The sequence below is a fragment of the Jonesia denitrificans DSM 20603 genome (assembly GCF_000024065.1).
Lineage (GTDB): Bacteria > Actinomycetota > Actinomycetes > Actinomycetales > Cellulomonadaceae > Jonesia > Jonesia denitrificans.
Genome location: NC_013174.1, coordinates 2,007,304 through 2,032,066, shown reverse-complemented (window position 1 = coordinate 2,032,066; position 24,763 = coordinate 2,007,304). Strand labels below are relative to the sequence as shown.

Genomic DNA, 24,763 nt, shown 5'->3' with positions numbered 1-24,763 from the left:
GATGGGTGTGGGTTCGGTCTGTGACGTGAACCGTTTAGGCTTGGAGTATGAGTGCACATAAGCCTGGCGTTGATTTAGCCGAGATCATTAAGTCGTATGACGTTCGTGGGGTTGTTCCCCAGCAGTTGAATGCTGAGGTGGCGCAGGCGATTGGTGCGGCGTTTGCCACTGTGGTGGTGATTCCTGATGCTGGTGATCGTGCCGATCAGACTCCGGCGGATATTGTGGCGGCTGGTGGGCGGCGTCCTCAGGTTGTTGTGGGGCGGGATATGCGCGAGTCGGGGCCGGAGTTGGTGGCGGCGTTTGCGCGTGGGTTGACTGCTGCTGGTGTGGATGTTCTTGATATTGGTTTGTGTTCGACTGATGGTTTGTATCACGCGTCGGGTGTGTGGGGTATTCCGGGGGCGATGTTTACGGCGTCGCATAATCCTGCGCAGTACAACGGGATGAAGTTGTGTCGTGCGGGGGCGCGTCCGGTGGGTCAGGATTCGGGGTTGGGTCGGATTCGTGAGTTGGCTCAGCAGTATGTGGCTTATGGGTTGCCTGGGGAAGCAACACAGTTGGGTCAGGTGTCGCGTCGTGAGATGCTCGGCGAGTACGCCTCATTTTTGCGGTCTTTGGTTGATATTTCAGGGATCCGCCCGTTGAAGGTTGTGGTTGATGCCGGGAACGGCATGGGCGGGTTGACGGTTCCTGCGGTGTTTGGTGATGCGGCAGGGTTGCCGGCGTTGCCGCTGGATATTGTTCCTTTGTATTTTGAGTTGGATGGGTCGTTCCCGAACCATGAGGCGAACCCGCTTGATCCGAAGAACTTAGTTGACTTGCAGCGTGCTGTTGTTGAGCATGGTGCGGATATTGGGTTGGCGTTTGATGGGGACGCTGACCGGTGTTTTGTTGTTGATGAGCAGGGGCGGGCGGTGAGTCCATCGGCGATTACGTCGTTGGTGGGGCTGCGTGAGGTCGCTAAGGAACGCGAAGCTGGCCGTGATCCTGTGGTGATTCACAACCTGATTACCTCGCGTGCTGTGCCTGACTTTTTGGAAGCTGCGGGGGCGCGGGTTGTGCGCACTCGGGTGGGGCATTCGTTTATTAAGGCGGAGATGGCCTCGCATGAGGCGATTTTTGGGGGTGAGCATTCTGCTCACTACTACTTCCGTGATTTCTTCTTTGCAGACACCGGGATGCTTGCTGCGTTGCATGTGTTGGCGGCTCTTGGGTCTCAACCGCACCCGCTGTCAGCGATCGCAGACATGTATGAACCGTATGTCGCCTCAGGGGAGATTAACTCTACTGTTCGTGATGTTCCTGCGGCTCGTGCTCGTATTGTCGATGCGTATGTGACGAATCAGGGCGGCGGTGAGGTCGTTGTTGATGAGTTGGATGGGTTGACGGTGTCGCATTGGGAGGGCCACCCGCAGTGGTGGTTTAACGTGCGGGCGTCGAACACGGAACCGTTGTTGCGGCTCAATGTGGAAGCAGCGGATGAGGACATGATGGTGAAGGTTCGAGATGATGTTCTTGGGCTGATCCGCGGAACTGAGGGAGAGCAGGAATAATGGCGAACATGTCTGATGATGTGAATGAGGATGCCCCTGCGGTGGATCGTGTTGTGGCGGTTGAGCCGTGGGTGATGGAGATTGTGCGGTGCCCGGTGACGCACGCGCCGTTGGTGGGTGGGGTCAACAGTGATGGTGAACCTGAGTTGCATTCCACGGATTCGTTGAATCCGCTGGCGTATCCGGTCCGTGATGGTATTCCGGTGTTGTTGGAGTCGGAGGCGCGTTCGTTGCGGACGTCCTAGGGCGCCGCTGGCGTTGGCGGTGAGCTGAGGAGGGGGCTGCGCATGCGGCCCCCTCCTCCTTCATTTTCCTCAGAAACGTTGTTACTATTCACTATGAGCCTCACCTGCGGCAAAGAATGGGGACAACATGGCGCACATACGTGTCCGTGATGCGGCACGCTTCTTGGGGGTCTCGGATGATACAGTCCGGCGGTGGATCGACAATGGCACACTCACCGACCTCAAAGATGACGCCGGGCGGCGCGTGGTCGACGGACTAGAACTCGCCACCCTCGCCCGTAGCCAGTCTCACCTGGCCGACCCCACCAGTACTGCAGCCAGCTCAGCACGAAACCACTTTCCCGGGCTGATTACACGCATCGTTAGTGACCAGGTCATGAGCCAGGTCGAACTCCAATGCGGACCATTTCGTGTCGTATCCCTCATGAGCACCGAAGCTGTCACTGACCTGGGGCTCAACCCCGGTGACATTGCCACAGCAGTCATCAAAGCGACCAACGTCATCGTGACCACCTCAGGACTGGACTGACCATGGGTGCCTCCAGCGCATCGGTCATCCATGGGCGCACGCGTACAGCCCTCACCTTCACCGTGATCGCACTTGTGGGCGCCCTGAGCGCGTGCGCCACCGCAACCGGCAACGACACCGCCAGCCAACGTGAGCTCCGCGTGTTCGCGGCCGCGTCCCTCACCGACACCTTCACAACCCTCGCCAACCAGTTCGAAGCCACCCACCCCGGCGTGAACGTCACACTCACCTTTGACGGCTCATCCGGGCTCGCCACCCACATCATTGAGGGCAGCCCGGCCGACGTATTCGCCGCCGCAGACACCACCACCATGCGCACCGTCACCGACGCCGGCTTCACCCAACACCCACCCACCATCTTCACCAGTAACAGCCTCACCGTGGCGGTCCCCACAGACAACCCAGCACACATCACCACCTGGCATGACATCACCCGCACAGACATCACACTCGTTGTGTGCGCCCCACAAGTACCCTGTGGGGCAGCAACCCAACACCTCACCACAAGCGCCAACATCGCCCTGCATCCCGCCAGCGAAGAACAATCCGTCACTGACGTCCTTGGAAAAATCACCACCGGTGAAGCCGACGCAGGGATCGTCTACACCACAGACATCCAGCGCGCAGCAGGCGACGTCACCGCCTACCCCATCCCCGACTCAGCCAACGTGAGCAGCAACTACCCGATCGCGGCACTCACCGGCGGGCAGCAACCAGAACTCGCCAACGAATTCGTGGAGTACATCCTCGACGACACCGCCCAACACGTCCTCAACGACGCCGGATTCACCCCCGCCCCATGACCCGCCTCACCCACCGCCGACACCCCACAGCCGGTCCCGTCACAACCGATGCGCCCCAGTGGCTGTGGATACCCGCCACCGTAGCGCTCGCCCTCATCATCGCCCCCCTGGTAGCGCTCGCTGTCCGCGCACAGTGGGCGAACTACTGGGCCCTCATCACCTCTGACAGCTCTCGCGCAGCCCTAGGCCTCAGCCTACGAACCGCAAGTATCACCACCATGCTCAGCATCATTATTGGCCTGCCCCTCGCAGTCCTCTTCGCACGACTCACCACATACACCGTCCGTATCATGCGTGCCCTCGTGCTTGTACCCCTCGTCCTGCCACCCGTCGTCGGTGGAATCGGACTCCTCTACGCCTTTGGGAGACGCGGACTCGTTGGCCAACACCTCGCCGTTGTCGGAATCCACATCCCCTTCACCGAAGTGGCCGTCATCATGGCTCAAACGTTTGTCGCCCTCCCATTCCTCGTCATCACCGTCGAGGGGGCTCTGCGCAGCAACCACTCCCACTACACCCGAGTCGCCGCGACACTCGGAGCACCACCCACCACAGTCCTCACACGAATCACCCTGCCACTGATCGCACCCGCCATCGCCTCAGGGGCGCTCCTGGTTTTTGCGCGCGCACTGGGGGAGTTCGGCGCCACCCTCGCCTTCGCTGGAAGCCTCGAAGGAGTCACTCGAACCCTGCCTCTCCACATCTACCTAGTCCGCGAAACCGACGCCGCATCAGCAGTCGCCCTCTCCCTCCTTCTCATCGCGTTCGCTCTCGCAGGAGTCGTCCTCACCTACAAAGGACGCCGACCACAGTGACTTCCAGCCCCCACCCCACGGAACACCAACAACCGCACCTCACCGTCACCGCAACGGTGAACACCCGAGCCGTCAGCATCAACCTTCACGTCCACCAGGGCGAAACCCTCGCACTTGTTGGACCTAACGGATCAGGGAAAACAACCACCCTCGAGGTCATTGCCGGACTACTCGCCCCCGACACCGGACACATCACCCTCAACGGACGCACCCTCGTTGACAACACCACCTGGACCCCCGCACACCAACGAGGAATCGTCCTGGCCACCCAACACACCCACCTCTTCCCCCACCTCACCGTCCTCGACAACGTCGCCTTCGGACCACGAGCCCACGGGCACCCCCGACACTCCGCCCACGACACAGCACGACACTGGCTCACAGAAGTCAACGCAGCCCACCTCGCCCACCGGCGAGCCCACCAACTCTCAGGCGGCGAAGCTCAACGAGTCAACATTGCCCGAACACTGGCCGCGGACCCACACATCATCCTTCTCGATGAACCCACCGCATCCCTCGACGCCCACGCAGCCCCAGACATCCGCGAACTCCTCACCGAGATCCTCACCAACCGAACCACCATCCTCGTCAGCCACAACACCGCCGACATCGACGCGCTCGCAGACCGGGTACTCACACTTCATCACATGAACTAGCTGTCAGCGTCAGGGGCGATGCCCAGCGGCGGTGCTGCCAGCAGTGGGGGAGCCCGGTGCAGGATGAGCAGGTGGTTCTGTGGGGTGTGGGCGGGTGAGGAGCCAGCCGATGCGCGGCTCAACAAGCGGTCGAACCAGAGACGTGACCGGTGGAGAGGCCAGTGCCATGGCAAGGATCACGCAGGCCAGTGCGGTCACCACGGTTCCCGGGGCTGTCGACAGCCACTCGGGCGCAATGTCCGTGTAGCGCAGCGGCCACAAGACGAGGCCATGAAGAAGATAGATGTACAGCGACTTCTCACCCATGGTTGATAAGTACGACCGGGACTGCGGTGTAATGAGAAGGCCCGCGAGTGTCCCGACAACACCCATGAGTAAGATCACGGCGCGCCAGAACACTCCTTCCGGCACGCTCTGCTCCAATGCTTCATAAGAGGAGCGACTGAGGAGCATCGAGTGAGTGAGAACATCTGACCGAAGTAACCAGGTATTGATGATGGCAAGGCCAAGCAACACAAAGACCCCGAGCGACCGAGTGAAAGGTGAGAGCAGAGTTTTCCACCGGGAGACCATCTCAGGGGTGATCAACGTGCCAGCAATGAAAAAGGGAAGGTACTGCAGGATCCGCCCTGTGGAAAACTCCCCGCTCAAAGCGTCAGAGATGGGGGAGAAAAGCCCAACGGCGATAGCGAAAGCCAAAGGGAACCGCAATTGCCGGAACACGGGAACGAGTAGTCGCCATACAAAAAGCGCCATGAGGAACCACAACGTCCACCGCGGTGAGAAAAAATCAGGAAAAACAAACGAACCACGCTTGAAGGTCGAGAACACCTCGTGGAGAACAAAAAAGATGAGATAGGGGGCAGCGATTCCACTGATGAGCCGACGATTTTGTGCAGGAGTCGCTGCATAGGATCGAGAAAAATAGCCAGCGATAAGGATGAAAGCGGGCATATGAAAGGTGTAGAAAAAGTCGGCGAGATAGCGTGAATACACGCCACCAATCTCAAGTAGGGCGTGTCCCGCCACGACAAGAGTGATGAGAAGCCCGCGGGCATTGTCAAAATACGGGTCCCGGATCTTTGTGCTGTTCACGCTCAACGTTGAGGTGTGTGCGTTACTCATTCAAGCCTTCCAAATCCACGTGACCACCACGTGCTGTGCGGGTGAAAACATTTGCGCCAGGCCCAGAGCAACATCTGAGCCGATAGAGTGCGGCACTAGTACATTACTTTACGAGGAGGGCACAGTTGTCGCGTCACATCATCACACAACGACAACGGCGCGCACTCATCAGCGCACTCCTTTCAGCAGTGCTTGCCTTCACACTCATCCCTGTTGCGGCCCAAGCGACCCTCGCCCCAGCACCACGCACAGCAGCCACCACCCATTCCACACCGCCAACGCAGGGGCACGCACTTTCCACCGCGCTCACACCAGCAAAAGCGGGGATTGCGGTGAACTCGCAGCACCTCAAAAAGAACGAAAGCGTGCGCATCTCTGGGAAAGTCAAAGCATCTAATGGGCGAGCTGTCGTCGCGACAGTGCGGATCCAATACCGCGCCGCAGGAACACGAAACTTCGTCACGCAACGAACAGTCCGCACCAATTCCAAGGGCACCTTTGCCCAATACTTCCGCCCCAGCAAATCAGGCGAATGGCGAATCGCCGTATCAGGGGGCAAGGGCGTGGTCTCCAAAGGGATCATTGTTCGACGGAAATCTGGAACCCGCTCATTACCGTCACGAACCGCATCCCTAGGAAGCAGTGCACTGGGTTCCGCGACAACAGGGACAAAGAAGCTCTCCACAAAAGCACGGAAAAAGGTTGGACTCTCTGGGGTGACCTCAGTTCGTTATCGAGATTTCCGCAAAGGAATGATCGTCGAAACCACTCGAAACGGCGCAAAAACATCATGGTTTGTGCACGGAAAGATCGCCGCCGCGTATCGCAAAGCAGGAGGACCAGCAGGAAGCTGGGGCGTCCCACTTCTCGACGCGCAATGCTCCCTCATCGAAGATGGCTGCGTCCAACGATTCTCCCGCCGTACCGTCTACGCCAACAACACCACATCAGCGACTGCAGTCACCGCGAAGGGACGCAACGGCGAAATCATCGCCGCCGCCGCATCGCAAATTGGCTACCGCAAACGATTCAGCAACCCAGTTGTTCAAACAACGAAATACAACAACTGGGCAGGGGACACCAGACCATGGTGTGCGCTCTACCTATCCTGGGCAGCCAACGCAGCCGGACACGGGAACGTCATCCCCACCATTGGTAACTTCACCACGTTCAAAAGGACCATGGGATCGACATACCGAACAGGGAGCACCCCAAAAGTGGGCGCTGTCGTCATCCTCAATGGGTCCGGTTACCGCACACACGCAGCCATAGTGACCGGTGTCAAAGGCAGCAGGGTCCGCATCCTCGACGGAAACACCGGGTATGGGTCCCCCGCCGGATACCGCGGCGTGAATCAACGCTGGGTCTCCCGCTCATCACTTGGCTACTACATCTACCTGAGCTAACCACTACTCGTCATCCCCATACGCCACCCCAGCACGAGGAGAACACCATGACACACACTCGATGGTGGACATCACTCACCATGACTTTCGCGCTCGCCCTCACCAGTGCAGGAGCGGCCGCGCCCAGCTACGCCAACGCCGGCACAGTCAGCCTGCCCGCAGTGACCGCAACGCACACACACTCCACCAGCGTGCAATCCACACTGGCAACAGCAGCAAAAGCAGCAGTCACCGTCAAACACACCACAGGAGCCGTACGCACCGGAGAATCAATCCGGCTCGTCGCCCAAGCCCGCGCCCAAGGGGGAAGCGTCGTACCCAAAGGACTTCTGCGAGTCCAGTTCAAACCAACCGGCGGATCATGGAAATCAGTGATCGTGTCACGCACCAACACAGCCGGCAAATATGCTGTTGACTGGCGCCCCGACCGCTCCGGACATGTGCGCGTCGCTGTACGCCCCGCAAGCGGGGGAAACTACATCATCTCGCCGGCTATCACAGTGTCCGTGAGCACCGCGAACCGTAACCTCACTCAACGACAAAATATCCTCAAGCACAATATTGGAACGAAAAAAGGCAGCCTCGGAAGGTTATCGGCAAGCCAGCGGCGCGCCGCGAACGTGAAAAACCTCAAATCTGTGGCCTACCAGCGATACAGCAAAGCGATGATCGTGCGGAACACGGTCGGAGGCGCAAGCAGCGCATACGTTATCCGCGGTAAAATCCTCAGCGCCTACCTCAACGCAGGAGGACCCAAAGGCCGCTACGGGGTGCCCCTCATGGACGCGCAATGTGGTCTCCTCGACAACGGATGTGTTCAACAGTTCAGCCGAGGAACAATCTACTCATCAAGCACCTCCAAGAACGCGACCGGTGTCACCGCCACAGGGAAACCAGGGGAAGTCGCAGCAGCAGCCACCTCCCAGGTGGGCTACACCAAGAAATGGTCCGGCAGCGCCTCAGTTCAACACACCAAGTTCAACAACTGGGCTGGGTACACGACCCACTGGTGTGGACACTTCGTGTCATGGAGCGCAGCAGCCTCAGGCAATCCACATGTAACACCCGTTCGTAAAAACTTCAATACACTTCACCAACATCTCCTCAACAAGTACGCGAAGAAGCGGACCCCCAAAGTCGGAGCGCTCGCATTCATTGACACAATGGGGGCAGGACGGGCCACACACATGGGGATCGTCACAGCAGTGGGTGGCGGCAAAGTGACCGTTATCGAAGGTAATACTGTAGGAAACCTGCCCAAAAACACCCGCGGAGTGCTCAAGCGGAACAGAACACCCAGCAGCATCCTCTATTATGTGTATCCGAACTACTAGTTGACGGCCCGGAAGGTATGAACCTCGTTGAAATCAGTGAAGTCGATCCTAAAGAAGTTTGCGAGTTTCGGATCAACGAGGAAGAGCGATCCACTTGTTAGCGTGATTATCCCGGTCTTCAATGTGCAGGATTACCTTGATGAGTGTCTTGACAGCATTGCTACTCAAAGTCTCAAAGATATAGAAATCATTGCAATTGACGATGGTTCAACCGACACATCATTTGATTTACTCAAACAGTATGCTGAAAAAGAGCCTCGCCTGCGCATCTTCACGCAAGAAAACTCTGGGCTGGGAGCTACGAGGAACCGGGGCCTCTCCTTAGCGAGAGGGAGATTCATTACTTTTGTCGACTCTGATGACACAATTCCTCATAATGCCTACTCAATAATGGCAAAAACACTCGAAAAGACAGGGTCAGATTTTGTCATCGGGCAGATCTATCGAACCAAAGGAGAACAGGAAATCTGGCCGAAGTGGTCGCGAAATCTTCACGACACTGAACGTTTGAAAATTGGCATTGACGATTTTCCGGAGATCCTACGCGACTTCTACTCCCCGAATAAACTATATAAAAAATCATTCTGGGATCAAAATAACTTCAAATTCCGTGAAGGTGTCATATTCGAAGACCAGCCGCTCATCACCCAGATCTTTACAAAGGCAAAAAGCTTTGACGTAATAACCACACCCACATACTGTTGGAAAATCAGAGAAGATGGAACTTCTTTGAGCAGCAACCTTTTTACCGAAAAAATGCTGAAGGCGCGTATTGAGGCATCAAAGCTTACAGTCCAGTACTTGATTCAAGAATCAACTCCATCAAATTTAGAAGCCTGGCAAACAGTTTTTCTAAAATGGCACATGATGAATTACTTAAAAGCAACTCTTCGGCAAGATCGTAGAACTGCAGAATACATTATGGAGTTGATTCGCGTTGTGCTTGCTGGAAGAGATGTTGGTTCCTTGGCTAGTGTGCCGGCGCAACTGCAGCTGTTTGCTGAACTTGCAGCGTCGAACGAGCTCTCTGCGATCCAACAGTTGCTACTGGACGGATTGGACAAGCCGTCACAGGTTCCGATGGTCTTTCACGCCGAAGAAACGGTTTACAAACCAAGTGCCCGTCTTGACTCTGGGGAGGTTGTGCGAGATGTTGTCTTCACAGAAGAACGGGCTGAGGTCAACGCAGGCATATACGAATACCACAGATCCAGGGAGAAACTGAAGATCTCAGGGTGGGCCTTCCTTAATGAAATCGAACTGAACACTGAAGATTCGGAGATTTTTTTAGTCTTCCGGCACGCTAGTGATGGCGAATCCATAACCGTTCCAGTTCATTGGAAGCCTAACGAAAAAATAAACTCCATTATAAAGAGCCCTTATTGTAACCGCATAAATACTGGTTGGACTGTCGAGCTTAGCCTTGACATTTTTGGTGCTCAGCTAGTACATCGAGTTGGAATGTGGCAGTTGGGTGTCAACCTTATGGTCAGAGGGCGCACATATGCCACATTTGATGTCCGCCCGGCTCTTCGCGGGGTGCCGCCGAAAGATCGTTATGTTCCGATAAATCGTTTTACGGCGCTCGCGCTTGCTGTGAAATCTGACTGGTTTACTGGAATAGAGGTTGTCAAACGCGCCTTGGTTGTTGTTGACGCTGTTCAGGACCGCAATGAGACTTCAGTCGTACTCGCGCTAAAGAACTCCATTGTTCCGCAGAGGCTTGTCCTTAAGGATCGAGAAAGGGAACTGGACCTGAACTTTCAGGCGACACCGGCTGATGGATTTACTGAGGTACGTGTCAAGATTCCTCACACTAGCTCGAGCAAAATATACTTGGAAAGTGAAAAAGGAAGGAGGTATGATCCTTTCGTTTCTTCGGATATTGCAAATCGGGAAGATGGTTCTATTTTATCTTATGCGGGGCGTGGCGGGATCACTTTTCCAGATCAATTTCTTTTCCACCATGTAACAACTTTTAAAAAAACAACTGACGCTATAAACGTCTATTTGCAAAATAAAAACGCGGATTTCTTCGTTTTTGACAGGAGCTCGGGAGAGAAAGTTGCTGCGCTAGATTCAATCAACGTTAATTGCCTATCTGTTCCTATGGCACTCTTGCGCGATCTTCCGTTGGGGCGCTACATTGTGGCATCGCGGTATGATCAGGATTCCCAGTTTGTGACTGTTAGAATTGCTAATGATCTGCAACTCCCCGAAGAATTTTTACTTGCTGACAGGGTTGTTTCTGTCGGTTATTCCTCGCAGGGTATTCAATTCGAAATAAGGGCGTCGTCTTTCTCCTCTTTACAATCGCCCTTTGCTTTGCGGCAAGCAATAGACGGCGCTAGAGACCGTCAGTTAGATGAGTCGGCTATTTATTTCCAATGCTTAAAAGGCTCTGATGCTTCGGACTCACAACTGTCAATTCGTAATTCTCTCCTGAACATTGACCCTACTCTTCGTTTCATATGGGGCGTAGACTCCGATCAGCGGTTTGTTCCTCAAGGTGACTCGATCGTGATCGTGGGCACGGAGGCATGGGCTGAGACGTTGACAACATCTAAAATGGTGTGTGTTAACCATGAACTCCCACAGTGGTTTATTCGCAAGGTAGGTCAGTTGGTTGTTCAGACCTATCATGGTCACCCGTTCAAGACGATGGGGCTTGCTCGATGGTCTGCCCAAGGCGTCTGTGATGTGGAAAAACAAAGGAACCTCAACTTACGAAGAAACTGGACACATTTGGTTTCTCCGAGTCCTTTTGCCACAGATTTATACAAAAAACAGTTTCCCCTCGAATACGAAGTTATCGAAACAGGTTATCCTCGGAATGACGACTTAATTGTCAATGCTGAGTCGATGAGATCTGTCACGCGGAAGGAGTTGGGAATTTCGGAGTCAAGTCATGTGATTCTTTATATGCCAACATGGCGTGACTATGATGCTATATCCCCTTGGCGTTCGAACGTGCCGAGTTTTTTTGACTGGTTCGCGCTTTCACGGAAACTGCCTGCTAATGCGGTTTTCCTTTTTAGAGGACATCCTTCCCAGGCTGCCTCTGCCCGTGAGTTTCAGTGGCCGGACGGGATTCTAAATGTTACTGATTATCCTTCAGTGAATGCGCTTATGGCTGCCTCTGATTCGGCAGTTTTGGACTACAGTAGCGCTCGATTCGATTATTTAATTCTCGATAAACCCATATTTCACTATGTGCCAGATTGGCGTCAGTACTTTGATGTGACTCCGGGTCTGTTCGACTATTTTGATTATCTGCCATCGGATTGGTCCGCAGATGAAGACGATTTGTTCGAATTTATTGAGAATTCTGTACATCTTAAGGTTACTGAGCGCTACAGTGAGCTAAAGGCCACCTTCGCGCCAAATGATGATGGATTCGCGGGAGATAGGGTGGCTGCTTACCTCTACCGAGCTCTCAACGGCGACGCATAGTTGCGCACTACGCTTCACCTGAACTGGGGGTATCTCGTGGAGAGTGTGTGATCGCGTCTGCCCACGTCACAGAGTGTTCGTTCGCAGCGGCTATAATTTCAAGGCCAGCAAGGGCACAGCCAGAAGTGAGGCACGACCATCAGTACGGGACCCCAAGGGCAACAACTATCTCAGATAGCTGCACGCTACGGCCTCCACCCAGTAGGTGTGAGGCCCCGCCTCGGTGACTACATTCGCTCCATCGTCCGCCGACGCGAGTTCATCAGCGTACTCGCCACCTCCAAAGCACAAGCGCAGAATCAAAACACCTACCTAGGGCAGGTATGGGCGATCCTCACGCCGCTGCTGAACTCCATCGTGTACGTTCTCATCTTCGGGGTTATGCTCCGCACACGTGCAGGGATGGACAACGTCATCGGTTTCATCGTGGTGGGAACGTTCATGTACGGGTTCTTCTCCTCCACCGTGACAGCCAGCGCCAAATCAATCACCAGCAACCTCAAGCTCGTGCAGTCACTCCAATTTCCACGAGCGATCCTGCCCATTTCAGTCGCCGTCAAAGAACTCGTTGTTCTCATCCCCGGCCTCCTCGTCATGATGGTGATCTCGCAAGTGGCCATTGGAGTTGTTCAAGGCTCTGAACTGATTCACCCCGAACGGTGGCCACTCCTGATCCCTATGGTGGCGTTTCTGTTCCTCTTCAGTTCCGGTGTAGGAATGATCTTGGCACGCTACGCCTCTCACATCCCCGACATCACCAACACGTTGCCGTTCGTGCTACGCATCGGCATGTACGCGTCAGGGGTCATCTTCTCCATTGACCGCTGGGTTGATCACCCCACGCTCCAAGTGATCATGACCTACCAACCTGTTGCGGTGTACCTTAACCTCGCCCGACAAGCAGTCCTCGCAGAGACCAACATCCCCATCAACTGGTCTATGTGGGCAATGGGTGCAGGGTGGGCTGTGGCACTGTTCATCATCGGTTTCCTAGTCTTCTGGAAAGACGAAGCGAGGTACGGACGTGACTAGTAACGCAACAGTCCTCGACGACGAATTCGACTACGAAATCGACCCAGAAGACCTCCCACAAGGCACACCAGAAAAAGGCGAACTCGGTGACCCATCCGTCATCGTCGACGGACTCCACGTGACCTACCGTGTTGTCGGGTCAAAAAAACGTGGAGCTGTGACCCCACACAAAGACTCGATACTGCGCAAGTTCCTCCGAAAAGGAGGAGCACTCACCGGAGGCTACACCGAAGTCAAAGCAGTGAAAGGCGTCAGCTTCACCGCCCACCACGGAGAGTCCATCGGAGTCATCGGAACCAACGGTTCTGGAAAATCCACACTCCTCAAAGCAATCGCTGGTCTCCTTGCCCCCAGCCAAGGGGAAATCTACGTGTCCGGTATCCCCTCACTACTCGGTGTGAGCGCAGTACTCATGAAAGACCTCACCGGGGAGCGAAACATCATGATCGGTGGGCTGGCACTAGGCCTCACCAGAAAAGAAGTGGAAGAACGCTTCGATGAAATCGTGGACTTCTCCGGGCTCGGAGACGCAATCTATCTCCCCATGAAAACCTACTCCGCTGGGATGGGGGCACGGCTCCGTTTTGCCATATCCACAGCCGCGACACCAGACGTCCTCATGATCGACGAAGCACTCGCCACCGGAGACGCAGGTTTCCGAGAACGAAGCAGGCAGCGCATCGACGAAATCCGGGAGCACGCTGGTACCGTATTTATCGTTGCCCACTCCCTCGCCACCATCAAAGCGATGTGCACCCGCGTGATCTGGATGGACCAAGGAATCATCCGAATGGATGGCGACCCCGACGAAGTCACCGCAGCCTACCGCCGCTACACGAAGGAAAACGCTCGTAAATGACAGTGACAGAGAAACAGCCCCGCATCCTCACGGTTCTCCAAAAAGTTCACGCCAACCTTCTTGAACTAGCGGGATACCCGTTTCTCTTCGCCGGAATAACTGTCGCGCTCCTCACCACAGTTCTCGTTGCCGCGCCAAGCACGTGGATTGTCGCCGCTGTCATCGTTGTTCTCCTCATCGCGGAAATGACAACCCGCAACTCGTTGCCGACCCCAGAACGGCTCACCGCACCACACGACGGGCGTGCCTACCTCGGTAGTGGCCATGCACTCCGTGTGCTTCTCTTCATCACAGCCATCGCCAGCGCGCTCACCGCCAACGGTGGTATACGCACTCAACACATCATCATTGTTCTTTTTGTTGCTGGACTTCTCCTGGTGGAACCGCTCACCGTACGGATGGGGCGTCGCGGAGCGCCGCAAGGTGCACATCTGCCCTGGGCGGCCGAGAACCCACCATCTTTACCGCCCCAATACCCGGCATACGTCGCCAACAACATCGCGCTTCTTGTGGTGTGCTTTTTTCCCTCAGACCTTGCTGTTGTGATCACCCTGCTGTGCACTGCCGTATCCGTTGTGGCGCAGGTTGCGACCTGGCTGGTGGCATCACGTCGCACAAACATCAAAAAACACGTTGACGCAACCCTCACTCGAGAACTGGCCAAGTACTCACCGCAGTTCTACGTGTACTATGACGCCCCCGTGGGAACCGCCTATCAACTCGCCATGTGGTTGCCCTACCTTGACCAACTTGGTGAACGGTACGCTGTGATCCTGCGTAACCAAGCCACCCTCGATGAAGTTGCACCACTGACACAAGCCCCCATCATCGTGCGCAAAGACATGGCGTCACTCGACTCCGTCATCGTTGACTCAGTCAAAGCTGTGTTCTACGTCAACAACGCCATTAAGAACGCCCACTTCGTTCGGTTTCACCAGTACACGCATATCCAACTCAATCACGGGGACTCCGACAAACCGCCAAGCTACAACCCAGCGATGCGCATGTACGACCGCAACTTCGTTGCTGGGCAAGCCGCCGTCGAACGCTACGCGGCACGAGGAGTGGAGACGCACCCACATTACTTCGAGATCGTCGGACGCCCACAAATCACCGGTATCCAACTGACTGAAGCAGAGACCGTTCCCGCGTCTCCCACTGTCCTCTATGCACCAACCTGGGCAGGGTTTATGGCGGACAGTCAATGCTCCTCTTTGCCCATTGGTCTCGACATCATCAACGCCTACGTTGACGCCGGTGCACGCATCATCTTCCGTCCGCACCCCCACGCCCGGAACACTCCTCGGCTACGTACTGCCTGTGACGCCATTACTGAACGGTTGACTGCACTCAACGACACCACGGGAACAGGGCACGTCATCGGGGAACAAGCCGAACGCGAATGGAGCATCATCGACTGCTTCAACCAGTCAGACATCCTCGTGTCGGATGTGTCCTCCGTTGTGCCGGACTACCTGTACTCAGCCAAACCCATCGTCCTCACAGAAATTGGGGTCACTGATCGCGAGGAGTTCCTCACTGACAACCCCATTGGGGTGGGTTGCTACATCCTCCGTGAAGACCTCAGCAACCTCGACAAAGTTGTCACCGAATCCACAACCACAGACCCACTCAAAGCAACAAGGCTCGCACTGCGAAGCCACTACCTCGGTGACTTCCCAGCCGAAACCTACGAAGAAGCGTTCCTCACCACGGCAGCCCGGTACGTTCGCGGGGAGTGACCTGCGGTTTACGTGTGTGGTTTACTGGGCACCTTGCACCTCAGCGCGCAACGTCTCGACAAAATGTGAGACCCGCTTATCATCAGGAATATCACCCAAGTAGAAACGCTTTGCGTCACGTCGCTGAGACGCACGTGGGTCCTCACCAGCGACAGCACCAAGAAACTCAGCCAAAGCAGACTCTGCTGTTAGATGCCCGTCCATCAAGGCGTGCCCATCAATAGAGTAAACGTGGCCCTGAGCACGCTCATCCTCAACGTGAGGTGAAGCCATGTGGACAACTGCGAACGGGCGCTCCGTATACAGGAAATCCGCTGCAACAGATGACACATCAGTCACAAGCGCATCGGCCACATTCAACACCGTGTAGAGCTCAGGACTTTCCGCATCTACCCCAAACACGTGGGGCAAGCCCGAACGCTCCCGCTCTGCTTCAAGGAAAGAACAAATCTCAGAACGCATCCGCGCGTATGCAGCATCACGCCGAGAATATGGGTGAGACCGAAACACAACACAATACTTTGCTGCCACCAACTCACGAACCAGTGCAAGACCAACAGGCAACGAAGAATAATTCGTGTCTGCGTAGAACCCATGCCACGTTGGTGCGTACACGACCGTACGGAACGGAAGGTCGCTGGGGAGTGGGCCAACGGTCAAAGGAGTGACCTGAGGGCGGCCCACAACAGCAAAAAAGTCCGCAGGAGTGGAAATTCCGTGCGCAGAGAACCGTTCAATAGCGGCAGGCCCGGCCACAAAATTCCGAGTGAACATCTTAAAAGCAGGGTTATAACTCGGCGCTTTGTCTGAATCCCCATGATTGAGTTGAATATGAGTCAAATCCGTGTAGCGGACCATATGGTTGTTCACTGTCGCGGTGTTGCTGTACAGCACCGCACGCACAGAGGGGGTCACAACCACGTCCAACTCAGAAATTCTCTCCCGCAAGATCACCGGTCGCGTAGTTATCCGAGACAACTCTGCAAAGTTTGATGGAGTCCGAGCGACAAGGGCGTAGGGCAACTCAAGTGCCTCAAGATACGGGAGCCACATTTCCACCTGGTACGTCGTGTTCTCCGGGGCCTGCCAATGAAAGAGAAACACAGGCGAGTAGGCAACCAGCGCATCGCGAAGAAGTCCAATGCGGCGACCACGCTCATAAACCAGCCGTCCAACAACCGCAGTGATGCCGATCAGCACACCTGCCACACACCCGAAAAGGACTACCGGGACCCACCATGGCGCCGAAGATAGCGCAGAGATGACAGAACCTGTGACAGCACCCACCCAGCCGACTGCCGCCAAGGAAGGCGCGTACGGGAGCGGCTTGGGGGAGGGGAATCCAGGTAGATGCGCTGCAACGGGAAGCGCCCGGTCAATCAACGCGCGCGCAGAGAGTTCCAACCCGAGCAGCAGTGTGAATGCAAGACCAACCACTGCGGCGAGTTCCCATCGCCCAGCCGCGACAAAAGCCGTGATGCCGACGCCGAGGAGGACGATTCGAGGAACGACAAACGTGCCAAGAACAGTGCCCCAGACGGCCGGGAACTGCTGTTGTCGCGCTAACGAGACTCGGGAGAGCATCGGTTTCCAGCAAGCGATGTGCGCACCACCCACCGCAATACTCGCAACGAGCGCACACCACCACGGGGTCCATGCAACAAGACCAATGGTGATGACACCACCCAGGCTCAACAGATGCGGGCGCACCCCGGCACGCAAAGCGAATCTGACAACACGGCGATGAGAAGGCGGCCAGGTGAGCGGCTCATCATCTGCAAGTGACACGACAGCCCTCGCGACTACGGGATATCAGGGGTGGACAACTCGCGTTCTGCTTCGGACAGCGCCTCATTGATCGCGTCACCAGCCGAACGCGCACCAGCTTGCTCCTTGCGGACATCGACAACGAGCCCCGTCATGTCGGAGGTGATGACGTCCAGAGAAGTTTCCGCAACAGACACCGCAGACAACAGCGAACCGGGAGATTCCTCACCAAACGCTTTGGAGCGCATAGGGGTGGCAGTACGTTCCGGGTTGACGACGTTGACCTTGATCCCTTGACCCGTCCATTCTTCAGACAGAGCTTGGGTCAAGTTGACAATCGCAGCCTTTGTGGAGGAATACAGTGAGTAGTTTTCTCGGCCACGTGTGTATGACGACGAGGTGAAGAACAACAGGTGTCCACGTGACTCGGACAAATAACGGTAGGCTGCTTTGGCAACATGGACCGGGGCAAGATAGTTCACGCCAATGGTCTCTGCGATTTCCTCTTCAGAGGTGTCAGAAAGACGACCAATCCGGAGCACGCCCGCTGTCAAAATCACCGCGTCAATAGCGCCGTGTTCCTTGTAGACCTCCTCAAAGGCCGCAGCAATCGCGTCAGGGTCCTCCACGTGAAGTCCAGTCGTTGAGCGCCCATGTGACACGACATTTGCGCCGCTCGCAGCTGCAATACGGCAAATCTCGGCACCAATACCGTAGGAACCTCCGAGAACAACAATTGTCTTCCCGGCCAACAGTGCCGCGCGCTCTTCCTCAGTTGTGTGCTTGGGTGCTGTCCGTGATGCTAACTGGAATAATTTGTCAGCAATGAACAGGTCAACGGGGTGGGTGACCTTGAGGTTGTGTTCAGCTCCCAGCACCGTTTTGATCGGGACCTCTGGGAGATACTTCAGCACAACACCACAGTCGTCCGTTGCAGCAAAATATGGGTCATCCATCGCTTTGGCGTAGGCCTCTTTGAGGATTGACAGCTTAAATGCTTGTGGGGTTTGCCCACGACGAAGAAGCGCACGGTTGGGGATGGAGGTGATGACATCATTGCCATCGACCTCGACAATGGTGTCCGCAGAAGGGATGACGACGTCCACGGCACCAAAGGCATCAAGGGTCTCCACGCACTCTCGGATGATGCGTTCATCAAGAAGTGGACGCACTGCGTCATGCAGGACAACCTTGCACTCGTCATCAGTGATGGAGTCCAACACCTTGCGTGTGGTCTCGTTTCGGGTCGAGCCGCCCTCGAGGATCTTCGTGAGCTTGTCGAACCGGTTACCCAAGAGCGTTGCGACATGCTCGGACCAGCCCGGCGTGATCATGACGATGACCTCATCGATTTCCGGTGACTCGTTAAACGCTGTGACCGTGTGTTCCAGGATCGTTTTGCCAGCGATCTTCACCATCTGTTTGGGCACGTTTAAGCCCAACCGGGCACCGACACCACCGGCAAGAACAACACCTACAGTCCGCACGGTCATACCTTTCGTTGATGACAAGAAGGTGGCGCATGTACCGCGCCGACATAAACTCTACCCGGCCAGTTGGCATGGCACCGCACGAGGTAGAGGGAAAGGGGTCGGGTGCGCACGAGATCTCCACAGCAAAGCAAAACGACCACCAACTTCGTCAAGGAGGGGCAAATATCGTAGGCTAGTCGAGACGGTCCGTGAATTGTGCACAACAGCCGTCGTTTCGTGTCCTGAAGCCAACAACGACGCCGGCTTCGTGTGCCCGCCCACAACAGAAACGTCACCACACACCAATGTCTAAGATCCTCATTCGAGCAGCACAAAACCCTCTGAAGACCTACGGCACGATGGAATCAACACGGCTGATGGGCGGGAACTCCGGAAACCTCCTGTACGCAAATGGTGTGGCACGCGCGTTATCTGCACGGGCCAATACCGTCCGATATGGAGGGTTTACCACCCACAGGCTGGATGATCCTGCTGAGTTTATTCGCGAAACAAATGATAAATATGACCACTATGTCATGCCGATGTCGAACATGTTCCGGGCGTCGTTCACCGCGAATCTCAAAGCGATGACTCGGATTGTCCGAGACCTCGACATGCCGGTGACTATCGTTGGTGCGGGGGCGCAAACCACTGCAGACGCCGCAGAGAACGACGAGTTTCGGATGGCACGCACCGGGAGGACGAAAACACAGGCTGAGGATGCTGCAAAACGCCACAACGATGTCGTGCGTATGTTTTGTGAAGCGATCCTTGAAAAGTCGCACTCGATGGGAGTTCGCGGTGAGTTCACGCAGAAGTACCTGGTGTCGCTTGGGTTACCTGAAGAGCGCATCCGCGTCATTGGGTGCCCGTCGATCTTCACCTGGGGGCCAGAACACCGGGTAGAAAAGAAGGTAGCAGCCCTTGGGCCAAAGTCGTCCATCTCGATGAACATTGATTACCGGGTTCCTGGTATCGAGCGCGTCATCGACGCGAACATGGCGCAATACCGGAACCTGACAAGTCCCTCGCAGGATGCCAAGTCTGCCCGGATGATTATCACCGGGGAGGACCAGTACGACCTGTCCACGGTAAACCTCGGAACACCGGTCCACACCGGACACCCTCTGTTCGCCCGCCGCAACGTGATCTACTACCCCAACCCCTGGGGGTGGATCGAGTCCTTCAAGAGCGAAGACTTCGCATTTGGGACACGGTTACACGGAAACATTGCCGCAATTCTTGCGGGGACACCAGCGCACATTCTTGCGCATGATTCACGGACTCTTGAGCTGGCTGACTACCATGCGATGCCGTACACCCGGTACGACAAGGACGGCGCTGTCCCGCTTGCTGAGGACCTTTATCGGGACACCGATTACAGCCGGTTCAACGAACTGATGCCTGAGCGTTTTGCCACCTATTTGCAGTTCTTGCGTGATAATAACTTGCACACGATCTGGGACGAGGACGGAACTGCTGACCGCTTCGACCAAAAAATCGAGGCAGGGAAGAAGATCGGGGCAGTGCGTCCACCGCAAACAAACCCTGCCCTCATCACGTTGGCAAAGGTCAAGCGCAAGGCGCGCGCCCTATTGAAGCGCTGAGTTACGTGACGTAGCGGCTTCGTTAGGATCGGTTTTTCACGGAGAGGACTGCGACCTGAAGGTTGTGGTCAGATCCGCGGAACCGTTCGTCAAAGGTTCCGTTTGATCTGAGCACAACTTGGTTGTCGTAGCTTGCTGCGCCTGGTGAGTTCTTGATGAAGATATGGTCGATGCGGGTACCCACGTAGGCATACGTAAAGGGGCGAGCAGGGTATCCGCCGTCGACAGTGTGGTACTGGTTATTCGTTGTACCGAGGCGGATGTTTCGTTGCTGGACGGCGTGTGCTGCTGAGTAGTACCCCTGCTGACGGAGCCAGGTGGTTGGACCGGTGGGGTAGCGACCCACGTCGGTGTTGAGGTCTCCCATGAGCACGATGGGAAGTGTCGAGGCGCCTGGTTTCCCGGACATATAGCCGTGGATGCCCTGCGTGATGCCGAGGCGGAGGCGTTGGGATTCGGGGGCGCTGGAGTTGGGGAGGTGGGCTGACACCACATAGAACCGTTCTTTTGTGGCTGTGTTCTCGAGCAGTGCCCACACGAAGTGCTTCACGGTTTCTTGTTCGGTTGCGGACTTGAGGTGGGCAATTGATGTGACAGTGTCATTGGCGACGAGTCCACTTGTGATGAGCCGGACTTTGTCGGAACGGTAGAAGATGTGCGCGCCTTTCGACGTGGCGCCGGGAGCCGTGCCTATTTGTTTGTCAGTAAGAACGGACGAATACGTGGGGGCAAGGGCTTTCGCAAGTGCTTGGTATTGGCGGTCGCCGCTATCCCCGTTAACCCGTGCAGTGGTGACTTCCTGGAATGCGATGACATCTGCTTGGGAGCGGTGGACTGCGTTGACGACGGCCGGTTGACGGTGTGTCCAGGCGCGTCCTGCGAGGTTTTTTGTGGCGTTGACGGATCCGGCGTTATAGGTGGCGAAACGCAATTTTTGGGCGGAGGTTCCAGATGGTGTTCGTGCTTGCGTGTAGCTCCATGCGATCTTCGTTTTTTTGCTCTTCCCCGCGTTCTTTAACAGCACCCGGACAAATACTGGGTTCCCTGATCCGTCACCGATTTTGGCGCGCCAGGATGATGGAATTGTGATTGTTGTGGACCGGGCGTGAACAGGGACTTTCACGACAAAGCGTGTTTTTGCTGAGTCGAGTGCTTTGTTGTGGTGGGACACGAGGATCTGGATCGATTCAGCGCGTTTGGGCTGACTCCAGGCGACCTTGATGGAGTTCACTCCAGCGGGTACCGCTGTGACGGTGACACTTGCGGGTGTGCTCGACGTGGTCTTGATTTTTTGTGCTGCGCTGTACCCCGAGGACATCTTCCCGCGCAACGCCCGGACTTTGACGTAATAGACTTTGCCTGTTTTGAGCTTTGTCAGAGTCTTTGCTGTTTTTACTGTGTTGATGGTTCGTGCGCCACGGAAATCCTTGCGAGTGGCGTACCGTATTTGGTATTTCGTGGCACCTGACACTCTGGGCCATGACACGGTGAGGCGTTTCACTCCTGGGATAACGGTCGCTTGTGGGCGTGCTGGTTTCTTTGCGGTGGCAAGAACTCCGGCCTGCGGGAGCACCGTGGGTGACACGCCGCTGATTGTTGATGCGCTGGTTGCGAATGCTTGCCCACTGGCGGTGGTTGAGGCGTGCGCAGCGGGAGCGGTGAGCCCAACCATGACCAAAACTGTGGTGATGATGATGGGTACTGACCGGGAAGCCCGGTCAGAAGCAACTGCGCGCATTGTGGACTCCAGGTTGTGCTAGTTTGCCGTGATTTTGGTGATCCACGCGGCTTTCGTACCGAGACGGGAACGCCAGGTGTCTGCTTTTGCGGTCAGTGTTTGTTTTTGCCCGGTGCTTGAGATGGCGGTCAGTGACTTCACTTGCCCTGAACTGTAGGTTGCGGATACTGTCACGGTCTTCACGTCGTCGAGTGATGTGAAGATGTTCTTCAACGTTTTCTGCGTGACTGTGTCAGTCCAACTGGCGTTGGAGTTCCCTGGTGCTTTCAGACTGTAGGGGTCATTGACGGAGCGGAGGTAGCTCACTTGCGATTCCCAGACATCTTCTGAGTTAGCGGTGCGCCCACCGGAAGCTGAGTAATAGTAAGACCCAGATAGCGTGCTGCCGTTGAACAAGGCGAGACCTGTCGTTGCAGATGATCGGGTAGCGTCGACTGCAGCCTTCCATTTCTTCCCGTAGTAGGCTGCGGTGCCTTCGTTCTCTTTGTCCCACCCCGTGAAGAATTGGTGTTGAGTGGTGTCAACGATGTGACAGTTACAGGTTCCGTTGAGTGCACTGTTGAGGCGGTTTTGTGCATAGGTGCGCGCGGTGATTGCTTGTGCTTGGAGCGCAGCTTGACCACCGTTATATCCCCACCCGGACGGCATTTCCGCGATCCCGTACAGGTATTCGGTTTGGAACTTGAGGTTGTTGACAATGTTGAGCGTCTTTGACGACGTTGTCACGATGAGTTGTCCGTGCCGGTAGTTGCCGCTTCGGCTGGACGAAATTGACCCTTGGACGGTTGCGACGCTTGCTGGCCCCGTGGACAAGAACCGGCTAGTCCCAGACCAGCGCACGTAAATGTGAGAGGCAGTGGCTGTGGTGGTTGTCGCTTTGCCGGAGGAGTCAAGCAGCGTGGCTTTCACATTGGTTCCGGACACCTCAAGGCGGACCGATTGCGATGTGGGTCGCTTGGAAAAGCCAGTGAGAATATTTCCTGACTTGTCAACAAGGCGCCATGTCCCAGCGGCCCCATTCTTGAAACTGACTGTACGCGTGGTCGCAGTTTGGTTATTGAAGCCAGGCCCAATGAGCTGAACGTTGATGTACTGCTTGGACGAGACGAAGTTTTTCACCGTGTTACCGGTGTAGTAGTGCTGCAGGATTTGGGTGGCGTTCTTTCCTTCGCGAGCCATCTGGTACGCCCCGAATTGCGACATTCCTACCCCGTGGCCAAACCCTGACCCGGTCAGGGTGAAGGATGCTGGAACCGTTGCAGGTGGAGGTGGTGTGGGTTTTACGGTTGTCAGGTAGGAGTCTGCAACCCAGGCGGTCACAGTTTTGCCGCCGATCTTTCCCGTGACCTGACGCCACGTGTACCCACCGCCTGTTTGGACCTTGGCTGGATCGTGGGTCAACTGGGTTCCGTTGGCGAACATGCCAAGGCTGCTATAGCTGGTTCCAGGACCGGAACGTGCGTTGAGGCCAACGCTTGAGTCCACCCAGTATGTAACTGACGCACCGGTGACTGACACTTTCACCGAACTGCTGTTCGCATCTGAAGCAACCATCCGGTACGTTGTGGTGCTTGACGGTTTCACCGAAGTTGACGCCGTTCCTTGGGACACCGAAACAGTGCGAATGTTCTTCCAGGTCGATCCCGACAAATACTGAAGGGTGACGGTTCCTGACGTCACGACTTTGCCGCCACGCGTGTACTTGCCCTTTAAGGTCACGCTCCCACCCTTTGTCACAGACGACGCCGTCGTTGACAGGGTAATATGCGGTTTCACTGTCACCTGGAAAGACTTAGTCGTTGCACCGGTCGACGTGGAACGCCACCGATAGGTTGATGTTGTCTTTGGGACACGCACAAACTTCGCTCGTCCATCAACTAAGGGAAGTGTTTTCAGCGTCTTCCACGTTGAACCAGATTTGTACTGGAGCTGTACGTTACCGGTCATTGCTTTTCCGCTACGGTGATACGCGGTCGCGAAGGTGGTTTTTGTGCCAGGGAACACTGAAGACGAGGAGACCGCTGCAGCAAACCGTGTGGAAGGAGACTGCGAGGTTGCTGGCCTCACCGCAACAGAGAACGTCCGTGTGGTCGCGCCAGTTGGTACATAACGCCATCGGTAATCAGAGGTTGACTTGGGCACGCGCACCAAACGAGCCCGACCATTATCCAACGGAAGAGTTTTCAGCGTCTTCCATCCTGCGGTTTTGCGGTACTGCAACTGGACATTGCCCGTCATCGCTTGCCCATTGCGGTGGTAAGCAGTCGCAAACACGGTCCGCGTATTCGGACTCACCGTGCTCGCCGACGTAGCGGCTGCAAAACGCACACTATTGGACATCGACAATCCTGATGCGGTCCCTCCTCCCGGAGAACTCAACGCTGGAGCAGCGGTGAGGGACGCCCCCGACGCTGCAAGTGCGGCCACGAGAAGGATCTTCAGAAATGTCAGAAAACGCATAAGTCCAGTCTGCAGGTACTCATCGGGGTTCGCTGGGTGAAAAACGGAACCCTCAGGTGGGCGGGTGTACGCATCATGTCTGTATGAGTACTCATCGGCGTGAAGGGTGGTGACCTGCAGGGTTTTTACCAAGTTTCTTCCACTGAGATTCCCGTCCTTCACCA

General features: G+C 55.8%; 18 protein-coding genes. 13 read left to right on the top strand and 5 right to left on the bottom strand.

What is annotated here, in order from left to right:
* Nucleotides 1-47: 47 nt before the first annotated feature.
* From JDEN_RS09355 to JDEN_RS09330, 6 genes are all read left to right on the top strand, one after another.
* A complete protein-coding gene (locus JDEN_RS09355) occupies nucleotides 48-1,556 on the top strand; it encodes a phosphomannomutase/phosphoglucomutase (RefSeq protein ID WP_015772127.1) in 1,509 nt (502 codons plus the stop codon).
* A gap of 8 nt (nucleotides 1,557-1,564) precedes the next feature.
* Nucleotides 1,565-1,801 (top strand): Trm112 family protein, encoded by a 237-nt coding sequence (locus JDEN_RS09350; RefSeq protein WP_049754533.1) that lies wholly within the window; start codon nucleotides 1,565-1,567, stop codon nucleotides 1,799-1,801.
* A gap of 127 nt (nucleotides 1,802-1,928) precedes the next feature.
* Nucleotides 1,929-2,330: a TOBE domain-containing protein gene (locus tag JDEN_RS09345; protein ID WP_015772125.1), complete on the top strand. Its 402-nt coding sequence runs from the start codon at nucleotides 1,929-1,931 to the stop codon at nucleotides 2,328-2,330.
* Nucleotides 2,331-2,332: 2 nt separating this feature from the next.
* Nucleotides 2,333-3,133: a molybdate ABC transporter substrate-binding protein gene (gene modA / locus JDEN_RS09340; protein WP_015772124.1), complete on the top strand. Its 801-nt coding sequence runs from the start codon at nucleotides 2,333-2,335 to the stop codon at nucleotides 3,131-3,133.
* Nucleotides 3,130-3,948: an ABC transporter permease gene (locus tag JDEN_RS09335; protein WP_015772123.1), complete on the top strand. Its 819-nt coding sequence runs from the start codon at nucleotides 3,130-3,132 to the stop codon at nucleotides 3,946-3,948. Before modA ends, JDEN_RS09335 begins: the two co-directional genes overlap by 4 nt.
* On the top strand, nucleotides 3,945-4,604 hold the full coding sequence (locus tag JDEN_RS09330) for a sulfate/molybdate ABC transporter ATP-binding protein (protein WP_015772122.1): 660 nt from the start codon (nucleotides 3,945-3,947) through the stop codon (nucleotides 4,602-4,604). The genes JDEN_RS09335 and JDEN_RS09330 overlap by 4 nt, the downstream gene beginning before the upstream one ends.
* A gap of 9 nt (nucleotides 4,605-4,613) precedes the next feature.
* Here the strand turns inward: JDEN_RS09330 and JDEN_RS09325 are convergent, their stop codons facing one another.
* On the bottom strand, nucleotides 4,614-5,729 hold the full coding sequence (locus JDEN_RS09325) for an acyltransferase family protein (RefSeq protein WP_015772121.1): 1,116 nt from the start codon (nucleotides 5,727-5,729) through the stop codon (nucleotides 4,614-4,616).
* Nucleotides 5,730-5,854: 125 nt separating this feature from the next.
* On the opposite strand from JDEN_RS09325, the gene JDEN_RS09320 reads away from it, so the two are divergent.
* From JDEN_RS09320 to JDEN_RS09295, 6 genes are all read left to right on the top strand, one after another.
* Complete coding sequence (locus tag JDEN_RS09320) at nucleotides 5,855-7,135, top strand: CHAP domain-containing protein (protein ID WP_015772120.1); 1,281 nt, start codon at nucleotides 5,855-5,857, stop codon at nucleotides 7,133-7,135.
* A gap of 47 nt (nucleotides 7,136-7,182) precedes the next feature.
* Entirely contained in the window at nucleotides 7,183-8,469 is a 1,287-nt protein-coding gene (locus JDEN_RS09315; RefSeq protein WP_015772119.1) for a CHAP domain-containing protein, read from the top strand.
* A 102-nt stretch (nucleotides 8,470-8,571) separates the two neighbouring features.
* Nucleotides 8,572-11,922 (top strand): bifunctional glycosyltransferase/CDP-glycerol:glycerophosphate glycerophosphotransferase, encoded by a 3,351-nt coding sequence (locus JDEN_RS09310; RefSeq protein ID WP_015772118.1) that lies wholly within the window; start codon nucleotides 8,572-8,574, stop codon nucleotides 11,920-11,922.
* 207 nt (nucleotides 11,923-12,129) lie between these two features.
* Complete coding sequence (locus JDEN_RS09305) at nucleotides 12,130-12,954, top strand: ABC transporter permease (protein WP_015772117.1); 825 nt, start codon at nucleotides 12,130-12,132, stop codon at nucleotides 12,952-12,954.
* Nucleotides 12,947-13,813, top strand: coding sequence for an ABC transporter ATP-binding protein (locus JDEN_RS09300; RefSeq protein ID WP_015772116.1), 867 nt, complete (start codon nucleotides 12,947-12,949; stop codon nucleotides 13,811-13,813). The genes JDEN_RS09305 and JDEN_RS09300 overlap by 8 nt, the downstream gene beginning before the upstream one ends.
* Entirely contained in the window at nucleotides 13,810-15,555 is a 1,746-nt protein-coding gene (locus tag JDEN_RS09295) for a CDP-glycerol glycerophosphotransferase family protein (protein WP_015772115.1), read from the top strand. Before JDEN_RS09300 ends, JDEN_RS09295 begins: the two co-directional genes overlap by 4 nt.
* Before the next feature lie 21 nt (nucleotides 15,556-15,576).
* Here the strand turns inward: JDEN_RS09295 and JDEN_RS13095 are convergent, their stop codons facing one another.
* Both JDEN_RS13095 and JDEN_RS09285 read right to left on the bottom strand, forming a co-directional pair.
* The gene (locus JDEN_RS13095; RefSeq protein ID WP_015772114.1) at nucleotides 15,577-17,343 is read right to left on the bottom strand and encodes a CDP-glycerol--poly(glycerophosphate) glycerophosphotransferase; all 1,767 of its coding nucleotides are present in this window, start codon (nucleotides 17,341-17,343) and stop codon (nucleotides 15,577-15,579) included.
* A gap of 14 nt (nucleotides 17,344-17,357) precedes the next feature.
* Nucleotides 17,358-18,815 (bottom strand): bifunctional cytidylyltransferase/SDR family oxidoreductase, encoded by a 1,458-nt coding sequence (locus tag JDEN_RS09285; protein WP_041287897.1) that lies wholly within the window; start codon nucleotides 18,813-18,815, stop codon nucleotides 17,358-17,360.
* 284 nt (nucleotides 18,816-19,099) lie between these two features.
* On the opposite strand from JDEN_RS09285, the gene JDEN_RS09280 reads away from it, so the two are divergent.
* Nucleotides 19,100-20,401 (top strand): polysaccharide pyruvyl transferase family protein, encoded by a 1,302-nt coding sequence (locus JDEN_RS09280; protein WP_015772111.1) that lies wholly within the window; start codon nucleotides 19,100-19,102, stop codon nucleotides 20,399-20,401.
* A gap of 22 nt (nucleotides 20,402-20,423) precedes the next feature.
* Here the strand turns inward: JDEN_RS09280 and JDEN_RS09275 are convergent, their stop codons facing one another.
* Nucleotides 20,424-22,139, bottom strand: a complete 1,716-nt coding sequence (locus tag JDEN_RS09275) for an endonuclease/exonuclease/phosphatase family protein (RefSeq protein WP_015772110.1) — start codon at nucleotides 22,137-22,139, stop codon at nucleotides 20,424-20,426.
* A gap of 18 nt (nucleotides 22,140-22,157) precedes the next feature.
* Complete coding sequence (locus tag JDEN_RS09270; RefSeq protein WP_143713286.1) at nucleotides 22,158-24,599, bottom strand: SpoIID/LytB domain-containing protein; 2,442 nt, start codon at nucleotides 24,597-24,599, stop codon at nucleotides 22,158-22,160.
* Between the last annotated feature and the right edge of the window lie 164 nt (nucleotides 24,600-24,763).